Source organism: Mesorhizobium sp. P2_B11 (genome assembly GCF_056404855.1).
In genome coordinates, this window is sequence record NZ_JBFUDF010000007.1 from 37,948 (window position 1) to 53,894 (window position 15,947).

The window sequence follows — 15,947 nt, forward strand, 5'->3', positions numbered from 1 at the left end:
ACGTTTGCGTCGAAAATACGGCCGATGTCAATGGGCTTTTTGAGCGGCGCAGTTTTTCGCGCGCACAAAAGCGTGAGCGGCCCACGCCCAGAAAATCGAGGCCGGAGCAATCGCATATGGCGGAGCGTTGCGCTTTACGAGTACCCCCACCCTTGATCCCTCCCCACAAGGGGGAGGGAGACTCCCGCAGGCGCCAAACTCGGCAAATTAGAGGAGTTCAGTGCTCGAATATGGGCGAAGAGGCGCGCGGCAGCGTTCCCTCCCCCTTGTGGGGAGGGTTAGGGTGGGGGTTCTTCTTCGTAAGAATCTCTTGTTTGATTGCCCTTGGGGGGCTAGCCCCGCGCCAGCACGAAATCGTGCTCGACCTCCCAGAACGGGCCGGCGAATTCCAGGTCCTTGGCGCGCGCGGGATCGTCGACGCGCTTGAATTCGGCGAGCAGGCTTTCCTTCACGCCGAACACCGCGTCCGAATTGATGTAGGGATCGTCGGGGTCGAAGATGTGGGTGGTCAGCGTCTCGAAACCGTCCGCCCTGAGGATGTAGTGGAGATGCGCGGGACGGAACGGATGGCGTCCCAGCGCATCGAGCAGTTTGCCGACCGTGCCGTCAGCCGGGATAGGATAGAATTTCGGCTTTACCGCGCGGAACAAGTAGCGGCCGTCGGCGCCGGTGCGGAAGACGCCGCGCAGATTGAAGTCGGGCTGGATGCCCTTCTGCTGCACGTCGTAAAACCCTTCGTCATTGGCCTGCCAGACGTCGAGCACGGCGTCGGTGATCGGTCTGCCTTCGGTGTCGAGGATGCGGCCATGGATGAACATGTCCTCGCCCTTCTGGTCGAGGCAGATGTTGGCGCCCATCGGCAGTTCCGGCGCATCGGCGATGTGGAAAGGCCCGAGCACGGTCGACTCCGATGCGCCTGAGGGTTTGCGGTTGTTGATCGCGTCGACCAGCATCGAAACGCCGAGCACATCCGAGAGCAGAATAAACTCCTGCCGCCATTCGGTGGAGAGCTGGCCGGTTTTCGTCAGAAACATGATGGCCTCGAACCACTCGTCCTGCGTCGGCTCGATCTCTTTGACCGCCTCATGCAGCTTGCGTGTGATGACCTCCATCACCGCTTTCAGCCGCTCGTCCCTGGCGTTCTTGTTGCGGCCGGTGACGACCTCGACCGAATTCGCCTCGGTGAAGAAGCCTTTCTCGTGCGCTTCCATATCTCTCACCTGTCCAGAATTGACGTCAGGGCTTTGCGCAGATCGGCCGTCGGGTCGCTGCTGATGGCATCCTTGCGCCAGCCGACATGCTGATCCGGTCGCACCAAAAGCACGCCGCTGTCGCGGATTTCGCGGGCGCGCGCCCAGTCGCCGGAAAAGTCCTGCCAGGGCTGGCGTGGGCCGATCAGATGGCCAGTGATGTCGATGCCCAGTTCCTTGCCCACCGCCTTGGCGGCGTCGAGCCAGCCCTGGCCGCCAATGCCGGTCAGCACGGTGAATTTGCCGTGGCCGGTCAGGTCGAGTGTGGAGACCTTGGCGCCCCGATGGGCTGGGTCGTCGGAATGCACCCAGACATGCGGCACCCGCGCTCCGGGCCAACTCGTTGGCTGGTGGTGCAGTTCGGCGTCTTTCTCAAAGGCCGGTTCCTTCTGGCCGTCGGTGACGATGGCACTCGAGATATAGCGCTGGTTCATCTCGACGCCATGGGCGTCGAACTCGTAGACCTTGGCGGCAATGGTCTCGCGGATCTTTGCCCGTTGCGCTTCGGCTGCGGGCGTGTTGTCGCAGCGCGCATCCATGTTGGACTGCATCTTCACCGGGTCGATGGAATCGAGCAGGCCCAGCGCCTTGAAGATCGGGCCGAATTCCTCGATCGACTTGTTGGCGCGGGTGACGATTTGCTTGGCCACCGGCGCGCGCTCCTGCGAATAGCTGTCGAGCAGTTTTGGACCGGCCTTGCCCTTGATGACGTGCGCAAGCTTCCAGGCGAGGTTGAATCCATCCTGGATCGAGGTGTTGGAGCCCAGCCCGTTCGACGGGGGATGGCGATGGATGGCGTCGCCCATGCAGAAGACTCGGCCTTTCGAGGTCTGCGTGGCGTACATGTTGTTGACGGTCCAGGTCGACACCGACTGGATCTCGATCTCCAGATCGGGGTCGCCAACGAGGTCGCGCGCGACCTTCTTGGCGAAGGCGTCGTCGACCTTCGGCGCCGGCTGATTGATGTCATAACCCCAGACGATCAGCCACTCGTTCCACGGCCGGATCATCCGCACCAGCCCCATGCCGATGCCGCCGACATCGGCGCCCGGCTGCACCACCCAGTAAAGCACCGACGGCCGATGGGCGACGTATTTCGAGAGATCAGCCTTGAACAGGATGTTCATCGAGCCGCCGACGCCCATCTTGCCTTCGAAGGGCAGGCCGGCATGTTCGGCGACCAGCGAATTGCCGCCATCGGCGCCGACCAGATACTTTGAGCGGATGGTGACGTCCTTGCCGGTCAGCCGGTCGCGGCAGGTGGTGGTGACGCCGTCAGCATCCTGCACATGCGAGAGATACTCCATCGACATGCGCGATTGCGTGCCGCGCGAGCATGCCGTCTTGAACAGCAGCGGCTCCATGAAAGTCTGCGGTAGATCGTTCATATGCGCGGGCGAGGAGAGCAGATGTTCGGCGCGCGACAGCGGATGCTTGCCCCAGCTGCGCATGCGGCCGATCTCTTCGCCGGCGAGCGAGGTGCAGAACACGTTCTCGCCCATCAAATCCTGCTCGGTGGCGTGCATATAGGCTTCGCCCTCGACATCCTTGCCGAGGTCGCGCAGCACCTCCATGGTGCGCTGGTTGGTGATGTGGGCGCGCGGCGTCGCCGCCAGCCAGCGATAACGGTTGATGACCATGTTCTCGACGCCATAGGTCGAAAGCAGCGCCGCGGTCGCCGAGCCCGCAGGCCCGGTTCCGATGGTCAGCACGTCGGTAGTGATGTCAGCCATGCGGCCCTCCCTTTTTGGCTAATGGTAGCGGTCCGCCGGTCAATCGGCGGCGAACCGGAAAAAGCTGGATGCCGCTGCGCTCGGCGAACAGGCCCCACAGGCCGCGCGGCGCAAACAGCATGATGACGATGCCGATCAGTCCGAGGATCAACAGATACCAGGAGCCGTAGTCGGCAAGCAGGTTTTGCAGGATGTAGAAGACGATGACGCCCACGATAGGCCCTTCGATGGTGCCGATGCCGCCGATGACGACGATGAAGATGACGTAAGCCGTCCAGTCGACGACGGAGAAGGCGGCGTCGGGCGAAATGCGAGCCTTCTGTACATAAATCAGCGCGCCGGCGAGCCCGGTGCCGAAAGCCGCCGCGAGATAGACCAGCGTCTTCATGCGGCGTGCGTCGACGCCGACCGAGCGCGCCGCTTCCTGGTTGTCGCGCACGGCGGCGAGCCCCAGCCCTTGCTTCGAGCGCAGCAGCCGGTAGACGAGGCCGATCGTGGCGATGGCAAGCAGCAGCGCCAGCCAGTAGGTGAGGATGTCGCCGGCGCCTGACGATTTGACGCCGAACAGCTCGCCGACGAACTTAAGCGCCGGCATGTCGCGGGTCGCCTCGCGTGGTAGCGAGGTGCCGGTGCCGCCGCCCAGCGCCTTCCACTGTGCCAGCGCCAGTCGTACCACTTCGGCGATGACCCAGCTGCCGATGGCGAAATAGGCGCCTTGCAGGCGAAACAGGAAGAAGGCGGTCGGGATGGCGAGCAGCGCGCTGGCGACGCCGGCAAGCAGGATGGCGATCAGCGGGTCGAGCCCGGCGAGGATGACCAGCGCAAACATGGCGTAGGCGCCGAAGCCGACAAAGGCCTGCTGCCCCACCGAGACCAGCCCGGCATAGCCGGCGAGCAGGTTCCAGTTCTGCGCCAGCACCAGCATGGTGAGGATGAAGAACAAATCCTGCAGCACGCTGCGCGAAGCAAACAGCGGCGCGGCGAAGGCGACCAGGATGACCAGTGCGGCGACAATGGCGAAGGTCGCCGACGCTTTGGTGCGCGTCTCGACTTTCCAGGGTGTTGTTGACACGTCTGTCATGGCGCTCAATCCACTGATCGCGGGAACAGGCCGCGCGGCCTGACCAGCAGCACCAGCAGGAACGCCAGGTGCCCGGCGAGGATCTGCCATTCCGGGTTGATCGCGGCGCCGAAGGTCTGGGCGATGCCGATGACGATGCCGCCGGCGAGCGTGCCCCACAGCGAGCCGAGGCCGCCGATGATGACTGCCTCGAAGGCATAGATCAGCCGCGCCGGCCCGATGGTCGGATCGAAATTGGCGCGCGTGCCGAGATAGAGCGCGGCGATCGTAACCACCACCATGGCGATGCCGGTGGCGGTGGCAAAAATGCGCTTCGGCTGGATGCCCATCAGCCCAGCGGTGACAGGATCGTCGGAGGTGGCGCGGAAGGCACGGCCGAGCGACGTGCGGTAGAACAGCTGGTTCAACCCAACGATCACCGCGATGGCTGAAGCCAGGGTCAGCAGCGGCATGACGCCGACATTGATCGGGCCGAGCGCAACGGATGCCGATTCCAATCCACCAATGGAGATGCGGCGGCTGTCGGCGCTGAATCCTTCGAGCAGGCCGTTCTGGATAGCGATCGACAGCCCGAAGGTGACCAGCAGTGGTGGCAGGATGTCTGTGCCAAGCGTGCGGTTGAGCAGGAAGAACTGCAGCGCCCAGCCGATGGCGAACATCAGCGGCATTGCCACCAGCGCCGCAACGAACGGATTGAGGCCGAGCGCCGAGACCAGCATCAGGATCAGGAAGGCAGCGAGCACGATCAGATCGCCATGCGCCAGATTGACCAGCCGCATGATGCCGAAGACGAGGCTCAAGCCAGCCGCGAAAAGCGCGTAGAGACCGCCGAGCAAAATGCCCTGGATGATGGTGTCGAGCCACGCCACGTCAGGCCACCCCGAAATAGGCGGCGTGGATATTTTCGCGCGTCAGCGCTGCCGGCGCGCCGGAGAGCGTGATCCGCCCTTCCATCATGCAGTAGACGCGGTCGGCGACTTTCAGTGCCTGGCCGATATCCTGCTCGACCACGACGATAGAAGCGCCGGCTGCGCGGATGCGCGGGAAGGCGGCGTAGATATCCTTGATCACCACCGGCGCCAGGCCAAGGCTGATCTCGTCGCACAGAAGCACGCGCGGGTTGGACATCAGCGCGCGGCCGATCGCCACCATCTGCTGCTGGCCGCCGGACAGCGCGGTGCCCGGATTTGCGCGCCGCTCCCTTAGGATCGGGAACAGTTCGTAGACGGTGTCGAGGTTCCAGTGTCCCTCGACCGCGCGGCCATAGCGGCCGATGAGCAGGTTCTCCTCGACGCTCAGCGAGGGAAACAGCTTTCGCCCCTCGGGCACCATGGCGATGCCGCGCGCGACGATGTCGGGCGCGGGCAGGGCGCCGATCTCCGCGCCGTCGAAAAGTACCGCATCCGGCTGGTTCGCCAATATGCCCGAGATCGAGCGCATCAGCGTCGTCTTGCCAGCGCCATTGGCGCCGATGATGGCAATCGTCTCGCCTTTCTCGAGCGCGATGTCGACGCCGAACAGCGCCTGGAAATCGCCATAGCGCGCGGTGAGATCTTTGGTCTCGAGCAGCGCCATCAGACGTCGATCCCGAGATAGATTTCGCGGACCTCGCGCGACGCCATGACCGCATCCGGCGCGCCCATGCCGATCACCTTGCCGAAGTTCAAAACCAGCAGCCGCTCGACCACCGAGTTCAGCGCATGCAGCACATGCTCGATCCAAATTATCGACATGCCGCCTCTGTGGATGCCTCTGATCGTATCGACCAGCATGCCGCATTCACCCTCTGTCAGGCCGCCGGCGATTTCGTCCAGCAGCAGCAGCCTTGGTTCGGTCGCCAAGGCGCGGGCGAGCTCCAGCCGCTTGCGCTGCAAAAGGCTTAAAGCCCCGGCTGGATGGTTGGCGCGGTCGATCAGTCCGGTCTCGACCAGGATCTGCGCACAGCGCTCGCTGACCTCTGCTTCGCTCTTGCGTGCGCCGAAGGCGCCGGCGACCAAAAGGTTCTCGAACACGGTGAGTTTCTCGAAGGGTTGCGGGATCTGGAAGGAGCGGCCGACGCCGGCAAAGCAGCGCTGCATCGGCGGCAGCCTTGTCACGTCGCTTCCATTGAAAGTGATGGTACCGGCATCGGCCGAAATGTTGCCGGTGATCAGGTTGAACAGCGTCGACTTGCCGGCGCCGTTCGGGCCGATAATGCCAAGCGCCTCGCCCTCGCCAAGCTCGAACGAAACCGCGTCGGCGACCGTGAGGGCGCCGAAGCGTTTCGAGACATTGGCGAGCGCGAGGATGGCCATGGTCAGGCGATCGCTTCCATCTTGCCGCCGGTCGGAATGTTGGGCGCGGTCTTGTTGTCGGTGATGACGAGATCGTAGCCGCCGCCGTCCTTCAGCCGCCACTGGCCGCCGACCAGCGGTGTCTTGGCGATGTTCTTGCCGGCAAAGGGCGGCAGATTGGCGCCGTCCCAGGCGATCGGCCCGACCAGTGTATCGAGCTTGGTCGCAGCGATCGCCGCCGCCACCTTGTCGCCGTCATCGGGCGCGCCGGCGCGCTTCATCACATCGACGGCAATCTCGAACAGCGCATGGACAAAGCCGATGGGTTGCGTCCATTGCCGGCCGGTGGCCTTGGTGAAACCTTCGGCGACCTGCGCCGAACTCTCGCCGGTCAGCGACGATTTGAACGGATGGTTCGGCGTCCACCAGACCTCCGACGACAGATTGTGGCCGGCCTTGCCGAGCGCCTCGACCGATTGCGGGAACAGGATCGCCTTGCCGATCGAGGCCACCTTGGGCGTAAAACCCTGCTGCTTGGCCTGGTTCCAGAAGGTGGTGAAATCGGGCGGGATCATCACGCCGGTGATGATTTCGCAGGAGGCGCCCTTGAAGGCGTTGATCTGCGCCGAAAAGTCGTCGGTCAGGTTCTGGTAGCGGCCGGTGTCGGTCAGCCCGTAGCCGCCCTTGGCCAGCACCGGCGGGAAACCGACCGTGCCGTCGCCCCAGGCGTTGCCGTCGCCATCATTGGGGAACAGGCCGCCGACTTTCTTGTTGGTCTCGACCTGCGCCCACATGTTGGTGAAGACGGCAATGACGTCTTCCAGGCCCCAGAAGAAATGGTAGGCGTAGTTGAACGGTTTCCACGAAGCAGGATCGCCGGGATTGCCTTGCTGGCCGATGAACCAGGGCTGCCATGGCGCGACCGTCGACAGGCACGGCACTTCCTCGGCCTCGCATGTGGTGGCGACCGGGTTGGTCGTCTCCGGCGTCGAGGCGACAAGCATCAGATTGACCTTGTCGTTGACGATCAGTTCCTTGGCGACTTCGGCCGCCCGATTGGGGTTCGACTGGCTGTCCTTGACCACGACCTCATAGTTGAGGCCAGCTGCCTTGGTGGCGGCGAGAAAGCCGTCGATGATGAACTTGTCGGCCTCGGCAAAGGCCGCCAGCGGGCCGGACTGCGGGCTGACATAGCCGAGCTTGATCGGCGCGTTCTGGGCGATCGCCGGCATCGGCAAGCTGCCGGCAATGAGGCCTGTGGCAGCGGTGTTGCGGATGAATTCGCGTCTGGTAATCATGAATATTCCTCCCTTGTTGCCGTCAGTTCTGCGGTCGTCTTCCCTCCCACGCGTCCTGCAACAGGGCGCGGATTGCGGCGCGGTAGAAAGGCCGCGGATTCCAGTATGGATTCTTGGTCGCGATCTCGGCGGCACGGTCGAGATCGTCCTGCTTGAGGCCGAGTTCCCTGAGTGTCAGCGGCGCGCCGACGGAGCTGGCGAAATCATGCAGGCCACCGCCAGCGCTGCCGCCAAAGATATCGGCCACGGGCTTCAGCAATTCCGGCACGGCGACGGCATTGAAGCCGATCGTGTGCGGCAGCATCACCGCATGCGTCTCGGCATGCGGCATGTCGAAGGAGCCGCCCAGCGTGTGGCAGATCTTGTGATGCAGCGCCATGCCGACGGTGCCGAGCACCGTGCCGCACAGCCAGGCGCCGTAAAGCGCGTCGCCGCGTGCCTCAAGATTTCTGGGCTCCTTGATCAACACCGGCAGCGCTGCCTTCAGCGCGCGCAGCCCTTCGGTTGCCATCAAGGTCGAGATCGGATTGCGGTCCTGTGCGTAGAGCGCCTCGGCCGCATGCGCCATGGCGTTGAGGCCGGAGGTGACGCTCATCGCCACCGGCAGCCCGACGGTCAGCTCCGGATCGTAGATAACCACTTCCGGCAGGATCTTTGCGTCACGCACCGTGGTCTTTTCGCCGTGCTCGGTCTGGCCGAGGATCGGCGTGACCTCCGAGCCGGCATAGGTGGTCGGGATGACGATCTGCGGCAGGTCGGTGCGATACGCGATCGCCTTTCCGAGCCCAGTGGTCGAACCGCCGCCGAGCGCGACGACGCAATCGGCGTTGACCTCTTGCGCCTTCACCATCGCCGCCTCGGTCACTTCGACCGGCGTGTGCATGGCTGCGTCCGAGAAGACGCCTGCGGCTAGTGACCCGATCTGCCTCGCCAGCGCCTCGCCATCGGCTGCCTGGTGCGGCGTCGACAGGACAAGCGCGCGCTTGCAGCCGAGCTTCTCGATCCAGGTGCCGACCTCGGCCGACGCGCCATTGCCGAAGACGATATGCGCCGGGCTGCCGGAATAGGTGAACGTCCGTGTCATGCCGCCCGGCTCCCCTTGCGCGCCATCGCCAGAACAAAGGCGAAATCGAGCGACCAGTCTCCGCGCCCATCTTTGTCGCGCTTGCCCGCGGCCTGCTTGAAATCGCCGACCAGTTCCGGCTTGACGCCGAACAATGCGTCTTCGCACAGATGCGGATCGCCACTCTCGAACACTTGCGTGGTCAATGTCTCGAAGCCATCGGCGCGGATGAGGAAGTGGATATGCGCCGGGCGGCTGAGCGGATAGTTCAACTGCCCGAGCATCTGTCCGACCGGTCCGTCGTCCGGCACGCCGTAGCCGGCGGGTTTCACCGTGCGGTAGTGGAAGCGCCCATCCTTGTCGGTGGTGAAGACGCCGCGCAGATTGTTCTCCGGCTGCAAATCGGGCTGCTGGTTCTCGTAAAAGCCTTGCGCGTTGGCTTGCCATGTCTCGACCGTCGCGCCGGCGATCGGCAGGCCGTCGAGATCAGTCACTCGTCCCGTCACGGTTAGCGGTTTGCCGACTCCGTCGAGCGAAATGTCGGCGCCGAGCGGCAGCCTTGGCGCGTCGGCGCGATAGAAGGGGCCACGCCCTGTGTTGGGCGTGGCGCCATTCGGCCGCCGTGAATTGATCTCCTCGACCAGTGCTGTGACGCCAAGCAGGTCCGACAGCAGCACCCATTCCTGGCGCTTGTCGTCGCTGGCATGGCCGATCTCGGTGAGGAAGGCGATGGCCTGGCGCCAGTCCGCCGCGGTCGGTCGGGTTTCCCGAACGATCTGATGGAGATGGTCGACAACGGTGGCGAGAAAACGCGGCAACGGCCCAGCCTTCGCCTTGAGCAGGCGCTGGGCAACCATCTCGGCCGAATTGGCCTCGCTGAACGACGGAATGCCGGACATGTTCCTCCCCGGTTTCATCTCGGGCCCGGTTTCATCTCAGGGAGGACATTAACGCAGGCCAAAGACAAAGATGATGATTTTTTCCCCGTTTAATATACCATATCGTTATGAAGCTCGATGAAAGGCATTTGATCCAGCTGGCCGCTGTGGTGCAGGCGGGTGGCGTCACCGAGGGCGCGGCGCTCATCGGCCTGTCGCAGCCGGCCGTCTCGCGCACGCTGTCGATGCTGGAGAAGCGGCTGGGCGAGCCGCTGTTCCTGAAAGGGCGCCGGCCCTTGCAGCCGACGCCGCTAGGCCGCGCGCTTGCCGATCATGGCCAGGTGATGCTGACGGCTTCGCGCAAGGCCTCCGACATCGCCGCCAATTTCAGCCAGGGGCGTTCGGGCGTGGTGCGGGTCGGCGGCACGCCGTTCTTCATGGATGCGCTGATCTCCGGCATGATCGCCGATTTCCAGAACGCCTATCCGGATGTCCGCGTCGACCAGAGTTATGGCTATCTCTCCGACCTGCGCGCCGCCATCAATGCCGACCGCATCGACTTGGCTGTCTGCCCGATAGACATTCTCGAAGAGGGATCGGGCATGGAGTTCCGCGAGATCCTGCCGGGACGCAACGTCGTCGCTTGCCGCGCCACGCATCCGCTGTTGCTGCGGCGCAAGCTGAAGACCGGCGACCTGCTCGACTATCCCTGGATTGCGCCACCGCCGGGCAGTCCGTTGCTGGAAGACCTGCGCAGCCTGCTGCTGTCGCTCGGCGCCACCGAGATCAAGATCCGCTATTCCGGGGGATCGCTGACCAGCGCCATCAACTACATGAAGGAAACCGACGCGCTGACGGTGCTGCCGCACAGCGTGGTCTTTGCCTTTCGCAAGGAGAAGTCGATCACCGCGCTTCCCGTCGCCATCCCGCATCCCGAGCGCGCGCTCGGCCTGCTCAGGCGCGCCGACACGCCGCGCGCCCCTGCCGTCGATGCTTTCGCCAAACACATCCGCCAGAGCTTCGACAACCTCAAGCACCTGATCAAGCGGCACGAACAAGCGGTCGTCTGGGGTGCCTGATCTCTCCCGCATACTCGCAAACGCGTCGCCTCGACCGCAAAAATGTCAAAAAAGTATCAGTGAGGTGGACACACCGTGGTGGCGGGCCTACCGATTGCCGCCTAAGCTTTGATCACTGCAGAGAGCGGCAAACGCGGCCTGCGGGAGAGGGCACTGCAACTGGTCGCATGACCGGACCGGCGCCGGGAGGAACTGATATGAATCCGGACTTGGAAGTTGTCCAGATCAGACGTGGCGAGTCGTTCAAGGCCTGGGCCCACGGCTACCCCTTCCACACCGTGCGCTGGCACTTCCATCCCGAATACGAAATCCATCATGTCGTCGCCACATCAGGCCGCTATTTCGTCGGTGACTTTATCGGCGAATTCGAGCCTGGCAATCTCGTGCTCACCGGCCCCAACCTGCCGCACAACTGGGTCAGCGACGTGCCGGATGGCACCAGCGTGCCGCTGCGCGGCCGCGTCGTCCAGTTCTCCCAAGAATTCATTGCCGATGCCACGACGGCACTTCCCGAGCTTGCCGGCTGTGCGAGTACTCTCGAACTCAGCCGCCGTGGCGCGCTGTTTTCTGCGGCCACCGCGAAGCTTGCAGCGCCCGTGCTGGCCGAACTGGTCGAGGCGCAAGGCGTGCGTCGCATCGCGCTGTTCATGGAAACAATCGACATTCTGAGCCGCGCCGCCGATGTGCGGACACTGACCAGCGCCAGCTATCTGCCGGATCCCTCCGGCTTCATGTCGGCGGGCGTCAACAAGGCGCTTGCCTATATCAACGCCAACCTGACCGAGCCGTTCAGCGAAAGCGACCTGGCGGCAATTGCCGGGCGCAGCCCGAGCGCGTTTTCGCGCAGCTTCCGCCGCCACACCGGCATGGCGCTGGTGCAGTACGTCAACCGGCTGCGCATCAACCTTGCCTGCCAGCTTTTGATGAGCGACGCCGACATGCCGATCACCGAGATCTGCTTCGCTGCCGGCTACAACAACATCTCGAATTTCAACCGCCAGTTCCTGACGCAAAAAGGCATGTCGCCTTCGCGCTTCAGGGCCTTGCTGGCGGAAAACATCAGTGCGGAGATTGCCGCCTAACAGGGAGGACCGGGAGGAGCCTAGACATTTTTGGAAGGAAGAACGCGGGGTGCGTTGGAGGCGCTCCGTGCTGGAGATCGCTTGTCTTGAAATCCAGCGATATCAAGAGGATGCGCGGCACGGATCAAGTGCGTCGTCATTCCTCGCAACAGTTCGACTTGCAGTCAAGGCCCGGCGCGCCATGTGGTGACCAGGCTTCGTGAAACAATAGAAACGGAGATATCAGAATGATCCGATTTGCTTCGACGGGTGCACTCACCCTTTCTCTCCTCAGCGGCACGGCCGCGTTTGCAGCCCCTGTCACCGACGCCACGGTCGCCTTCCTCATGCCCGACCAGGCCTCGACCCGCTACGAGCAGCACGACTATCCCGGCTTTGCCGCCGAGATGAAAAAGCTCTGCCCCGGCTGCAAGGTGATCTACCAGAATGCCGACGCCGACGCCTCGCGCCAGCAGCAGCAGTTCAATTCGGTGATCTCACAAGGCGCCAAGGCGATCGTGCTCGATCCGGTCGACTCGACCGCCGCCGCCTCGCTGGTCAAGCTGGCGCAGAGCCAGGGCGTCAAGGTCATTGCCTATGACCGCCCGATCCCGACAGCACCTGCCGACTTCTATGTCTCGTTCAACAATGAAGGCATCGGCAAGGCCATCGCCGACTCGCTGGTCGAACACCTCAAGGCGCTGAAGGTCGATCCGGCCAGCGGCGGCCTGCTGCAGATCAACGGCTCGCCGACCGATGCGGCCGCCGGGCTGATCAAGAAGGGCATTCATTCCAGCCTCGACAACAGCGGCTACAAGATCCTCGCCGAATACGACACGCCGGAATGGGCGCCGCCGAAGGCGCAGCAATGGGCAAGCGGCCAGATCACCCGCTTCTCTACCCAGATCGTCGGCGTCGTCGCCGCCAATGACGGCACCGGCGGTGGCGCCATCGCCGCCTTCAAGGCCGCCGGCGTCGATCCGGTGCCGCCGGTCACCGGCAATGACGCGACGATAGCCGCGCTACAGCTGATCATCGCCGGCGATCAGTACAACACCATCTCCAAACCGAGCGAGATCGTTGCGGCCGCTGCCGCCAACGTCGCCGTCCAGCTTCTGTCGGGCGAGACGCCGAAGGCCGAAATGACCCTCTACGACACCCCCTCGCAGCTGTTCACGCCGGCGGTGGTGACGCAGGAGAACCTCAAGGCCGAGATCATCGACAAGAAGATCAACACCGCCGAAGAGCTCTGCGTCGACCGTTACGCCGAAGGCTGCAAGAAGCTCGGCATCACCAACTGATCGGACTATCCTGATCCTGACTTCCGGCTGCCTTTGCGGCGGCCGGAAGTCCGCAGTCACTCTTGACCGGTCACCCGGAAAGGTTTGCCACTATGTCTGACATCTCTGACGGACCGGTTTCGGCAGGCGAGCTGGTGCTCAGCCTGCGCGGCATCTCGAAGAATTTCGGCGCCGTTTCGGCGCTCACCGATATCGACCTCGACGTCCATGCCGGCGAGGTGGTGGCGCTGGTCGGCGACAATGGCGCTGGCAAGTCGACGCTGGTCAAGATTCTTGCCGGCGTCCACCAGCCTACCTCGGGCACCATCAATTTCCGCGGCAAGCAAGTGACCATGCCCGACCCGAGCGCTGCGTTGACGCTTGGCATCGCCACCGTCTTCCAGGATTTGGCGCTGTGCGAAAACCTCGACGTCGTCGCCAACATTTTTCTCGGCAAGGAGCTCAACCCGCTGCGGCTTGACGAGGTGGCGATGGAAATCCGCGCCTGGACGCTGCTCAACGAATTGTCGGCGCGCATTCCAAGTGTGCGCGAAGCGGTTGCCTCGCTGTCCGGCGGCCAACGCCAGACCGTGGCGATCGCCCGCTCGCTGCTGCTCGACCCCAAAGTCATCCTGCTCGATGAGCCGACTGCGGCACTTGGCGTCGCCCAGACGGCGGAAGTGCTGAACCTGATCGACCGGGTGCGCGAACGTGGCCTCGGCGTCTTGATGATCAGCCACAATATGGAAGACGTGCGCGCCGTCGCCGACCGCATCGTCGTGCTTCGGCTCGGGCGCAACAATGGCGTCTTCGAACCCGACGCCTCCAACCAGGAACTGGTCAGCGCCATCACCGGCGCCGCCAACAATGCGGTGTCGCGCCGCGCCGAACGGCGCAAGGCAGCCGAACAAGCGCACAACCAGGAGCAGCGGCCATGAGCGCAGAGCCCAAGCAGGACATCTCGGCGTCGACGGCGCTCGACCGCAGCGACGTGCGCGTCAAGCACCAGGCCGGCGTCGGTGGCGCGATCAGCGCCTTCTTCGACCGTGTCCGCTCCGGCGACCTCGGCTCGCTGCCGGTGATCGTCGGCCTGGTCATCATCTGGAGCGTGTTCACCGCCCTCAATCCGGTGTTCGTCTCGTCGAGCAACCTCGTCAATCTGCTGTTCGACTGCTCGACCGTCGGTGTCATCGCCCTCGGCATCGTCTGCGTGCTGATGGTCGGCGAGATCGACCTGTCGGTCGGTTCGATCAGCGGATTTGCCTCGGCCATGGTCGGCACGCTGTGGGTCAACCAGGGCTGGCCGGTGGCGCTCGCGATTGTCGCGGCACTCGCTGTCGGCGGCTTCATCGGCGCGCTCTATGCCTTGCTGTTCAACCGGCTCGGCATGCCGAGCTTCGTCTCGACGCTCGCCGGCCTGCTCGCCGTGCTCGGCCTGCAGCTCTACATTCTGGGCTCCACCGGCTCGATCAATCTGCCCTATGGTTCGAACCTGGTGAATTTCGGCCAGCTGCTGGTCATGCCGGACTGGCTCTCCTATGCGCTGGCCGCCGTTCCCGGCATCGTCATGCTCATCACCGGCCTGCGCACCGTCAGCCGCCGTCGCGCCGTCAATCTGTCGGCGCCTTCGGTCGGCGGTCTGATCGTGCGCGTCGCCGCTTTGACCATCTTGCTTGAGCTGATCGTCGGCTATCTCAACCAGGCGCGCGGCATACCGTGGATGTTCGGCCTGTTCGTCGGCCTGGTGGTGGCGATGAACTATGCGCTGACCCGCACCCAATGGGGCCGCTCGATGACCGCCGTCGGCGGCAACCGCGAAGCCGCGCGCCGCGCCGGCATCAAGGTGCGCTCCATCTATCTCAGCGCCTTCGTCATGTGCTCGATGTTTGCAGCCCTTGGCGGCGTGCTGTCGGCGGCGCGGCTGGCTTCGGCCAGCCAGCAGGCCGGCACCGGCGACGTCAACCTCAACGCCATCGCAGCAGCCGTCATCGGCGGCACCAGCCTGTTCGGCGGCCGCGGCAGCGCCTACTCGGCGCTGCTCGGCATCATCGTCATCCAGTCGATCGCCAGCGGGCTGACCTTGCTCGATCTGTCGTCGTCGCTTCGCTACATGATCACCGGCGCCGTTCTGGCGATTGCGGTCATCGTCGACTCCCTGGCACGCCGCTCGCGGGTTTCCCACGGCCGCGCCTGAACCAAAAGACAATACGAGGATAAGAAATATGGCTCAGGATCTGAGTGGAAAAGTCGCGGCGATCACCGGCGCCGCATCAGGTATCGGGCTGGAATGTGCTCGATCGCTGATAGCCGCCGGTGTGCGCGTCGTGCTCGTCGACCGCGCTGAGGATGCGTTGAAGAGCGCCTGCGCGGAGCTCGGTCCCAATGCCATCCCGCTGGTGATCGATCTGATGAAGCCGGCCAGCGTCGCAACGATGATGCCTGAGATTCTCGACAAGGCCGGCCAGCTGGACATCTTCCACGCCAATGCCGGCGCCTATGTCGGTGGCCCGGTGCTCGACGGCGATCCCGATACATGGGACCGCGTGCTGAACCTCAACATCAATGCGGTGTTCCGTTCCATCCACGCCGTGCTGCCGCATATGGTCGAGCGCAAGAGCGGCGACATCATCATCACCTCCTCGATCGCCGGGCTGGTGCCGGTGGTCTGGGAGCCGATCTACACCGCCTCCAAACACGCCGTACAGGCCTTCGTCCACACGGTGCGAAGGCAGGTCGCCCCGCACGGCCTGCGCGTCGGTGCGGTGCAGCCGGGGCCGGTGGTGACGGCGCTGATCAGCGACTGGCCGAAGGACAAGCTTGACGATGAACTGGCCAAGGGCGGCCTGCTTCAGCCGGTCGAGGTGGCCGAAGCCGTGCTGTTCATGCTGACGCGGCCAAGGAACGTCACCATAAGGGATCTGGTGATCCTGCCACAGAGCAATGATTTGTGA

The 15,947-nt window shown here is 64.0% G+C and carries 15 protein-coding genes; 6 read left to right on the forward strand and 9 right to left on the reverse strand.

Features of this window, described 5'->3' with window-relative positions; all coding sequences use genetic code 11:
• Positions 1-332 precede the first annotated feature (332 nt).
• The 9 genes from AC1DYJ_RS23045 to AC1DYJ_RS23085 are packed head-to-tail and all read right to left on the reverse strand — an operon-like array spanning position 333 to position 9,597.
• A complete protein-coding gene (locus AC1DYJ_RS23045) occupies positions 333-1,211 on the reverse strand; it encodes an intradiol ring-cleavage dioxygenase (RefSeq protein WP_477281845.1) in 879 nt (292 codons plus the stop codon).
• Positions 1,212-1,216: 5 nt separating this feature from the next.
• Complete coding sequence (locus AC1DYJ_RS23050; protein WP_477281847.1) at positions 1,217-2,983, reverse strand: FAD-dependent oxidoreductase; 1,767 nt, start codon at positions 2,981-2,983, stop codon at positions 1,217-1,219.
• On the reverse strand, positions 2,976-4,064 hold the full coding sequence (locus AC1DYJ_RS23055; RefSeq protein ID WP_477281849.1) for a branched-chain amino acid ABC transporter permease: 1,089 nt from the start codon (positions 4,062-4,064) through the stop codon (positions 2,976-2,978). The genes AC1DYJ_RS23050 and AC1DYJ_RS23055 overlap by 8 nt, the downstream gene beginning before the upstream one ends.
• Positions 4,065-4,069: 5 nt before the next feature.
• Positions 4,070-4,933, reverse strand: a complete 864-nt coding sequence (locus AC1DYJ_RS23060) for a branched-chain amino acid ABC transporter permease (RefSeq protein WP_477281851.1) — start codon at positions 4,931-4,933, stop codon at positions 4,070-4,072.
• A 1-nt stretch (position 4,934) separates the two neighbouring features.
• A complete protein-coding gene (locus AC1DYJ_RS23065) occupies positions 4,935-5,639 on the reverse strand; it encodes an ABC transporter ATP-binding protein (RefSeq protein ID WP_477281853.1) in 705 nt (234 codons plus the stop codon).
• Positions 5,639-6,358: an ABC transporter ATP-binding protein gene (locus AC1DYJ_RS23070; RefSeq protein ID WP_477281855.1), complete on the reverse strand. Its 720-nt coding sequence runs from the start codon at positions 6,356-6,358 to the stop codon at positions 5,639-5,641. The genes AC1DYJ_RS23065 and AC1DYJ_RS23070 overlap by 1 nt, the downstream gene beginning before the upstream one ends.
• A gap of 2 nt (positions 6,359-6,360) precedes the next feature.
• Positions 6,361-7,635 (reverse strand): ABC transporter substrate-binding protein, encoded by a 1,275-nt coding sequence (locus AC1DYJ_RS23075; RefSeq protein ID WP_477281857.1) that lies wholly within the window; start codon positions 7,633-7,635, stop codon positions 6,361-6,363.
• 22 nt (positions 7,636-7,657) lie between these two features.
• Positions 7,658-8,719 carry a maleylacetate reductase gene (locus AC1DYJ_RS23080; RefSeq protein WP_477281859.1) on the reverse strand — a complete coding sequence of 354 codons (1,062 nt, stop codon included), beginning with the start codon at positions 8,717-8,719 and terminating at the stop codon, positions 7,658-7,660.
• The gene (locus AC1DYJ_RS23085; protein WP_477281861.1) at positions 8,716-9,597 is read right to left on the reverse strand and encodes a dioxygenase family protein; all 882 of its coding nucleotides are present in this window, start codon (positions 9,595-9,597) and stop codon (positions 8,716-8,718) included. The genes AC1DYJ_RS23080 and AC1DYJ_RS23085 overlap by 4 nt, the downstream gene beginning before the upstream one ends.
• 107 nt (positions 9,598-9,704) lie before the next feature.
• On the opposite strand from AC1DYJ_RS23085, the gene AC1DYJ_RS23090 reads away from it, so the two are divergent.
• The 6 genes from AC1DYJ_RS23090 (at position 9,705) to AC1DYJ_RS23115 (ending at position 15,947) form a co-directional block, all read left to right on the forward strand.
• Positions 9,705-10,655 (forward strand): LysR family transcriptional regulator, encoded by a 951-nt coding sequence (locus tag AC1DYJ_RS23090; RefSeq protein ID WP_477281863.1) that lies wholly within the window; start codon positions 9,705-9,707, stop codon positions 10,653-10,655.
• 197 nt (positions 10,656-10,852) lie between these two features.
• On the forward strand, positions 10,853-11,737 hold the full coding sequence (locus AC1DYJ_RS23095) for a helix-turn-helix domain-containing protein (protein ID WP_477281864.1): 885 nt from the start codon (positions 10,853-10,855) through the stop codon (positions 11,735-11,737).
• A 227-nt stretch (positions 11,738-11,964) separates the two neighbouring features.
• Positions 11,965-13,017 (forward strand): ABC transporter substrate-binding protein, encoded by a 1,053-nt coding sequence (locus AC1DYJ_RS23100; protein WP_477281866.1) that lies wholly within the window; start codon positions 11,965-11,967, stop codon positions 13,015-13,017.
• 92 nt (positions 13,018-13,109) lie between these two features.
• Positions 13,110-13,934: an ATP-binding cassette domain-containing protein gene (locus AC1DYJ_RS23105; RefSeq protein ID WP_352560714.1), complete on the forward strand. Its 825-nt coding sequence runs from the start codon at positions 13,110-13,112 to the stop codon at positions 13,932-13,934.
• Positions 13,931-15,190: a sugar ABC transporter permease gene (locus AC1DYJ_RS23110; RefSeq protein ID WP_477281869.1), complete on the forward strand. Its 1,260-nt coding sequence runs from the start codon at positions 13,931-13,933 to the stop codon at positions 15,188-15,190. The genes AC1DYJ_RS23105 and AC1DYJ_RS23110 overlap by 4 nt, the downstream gene beginning before the upstream one ends.
• A gap of 28 nt (positions 15,191-15,218) precedes the next feature.
• A complete protein-coding gene (locus AC1DYJ_RS23115; protein WP_477281871.1) occupies positions 15,219-15,947 on the forward strand; it encodes an SDR family oxidoreductase in 729 nt (242 codons plus the stop codon).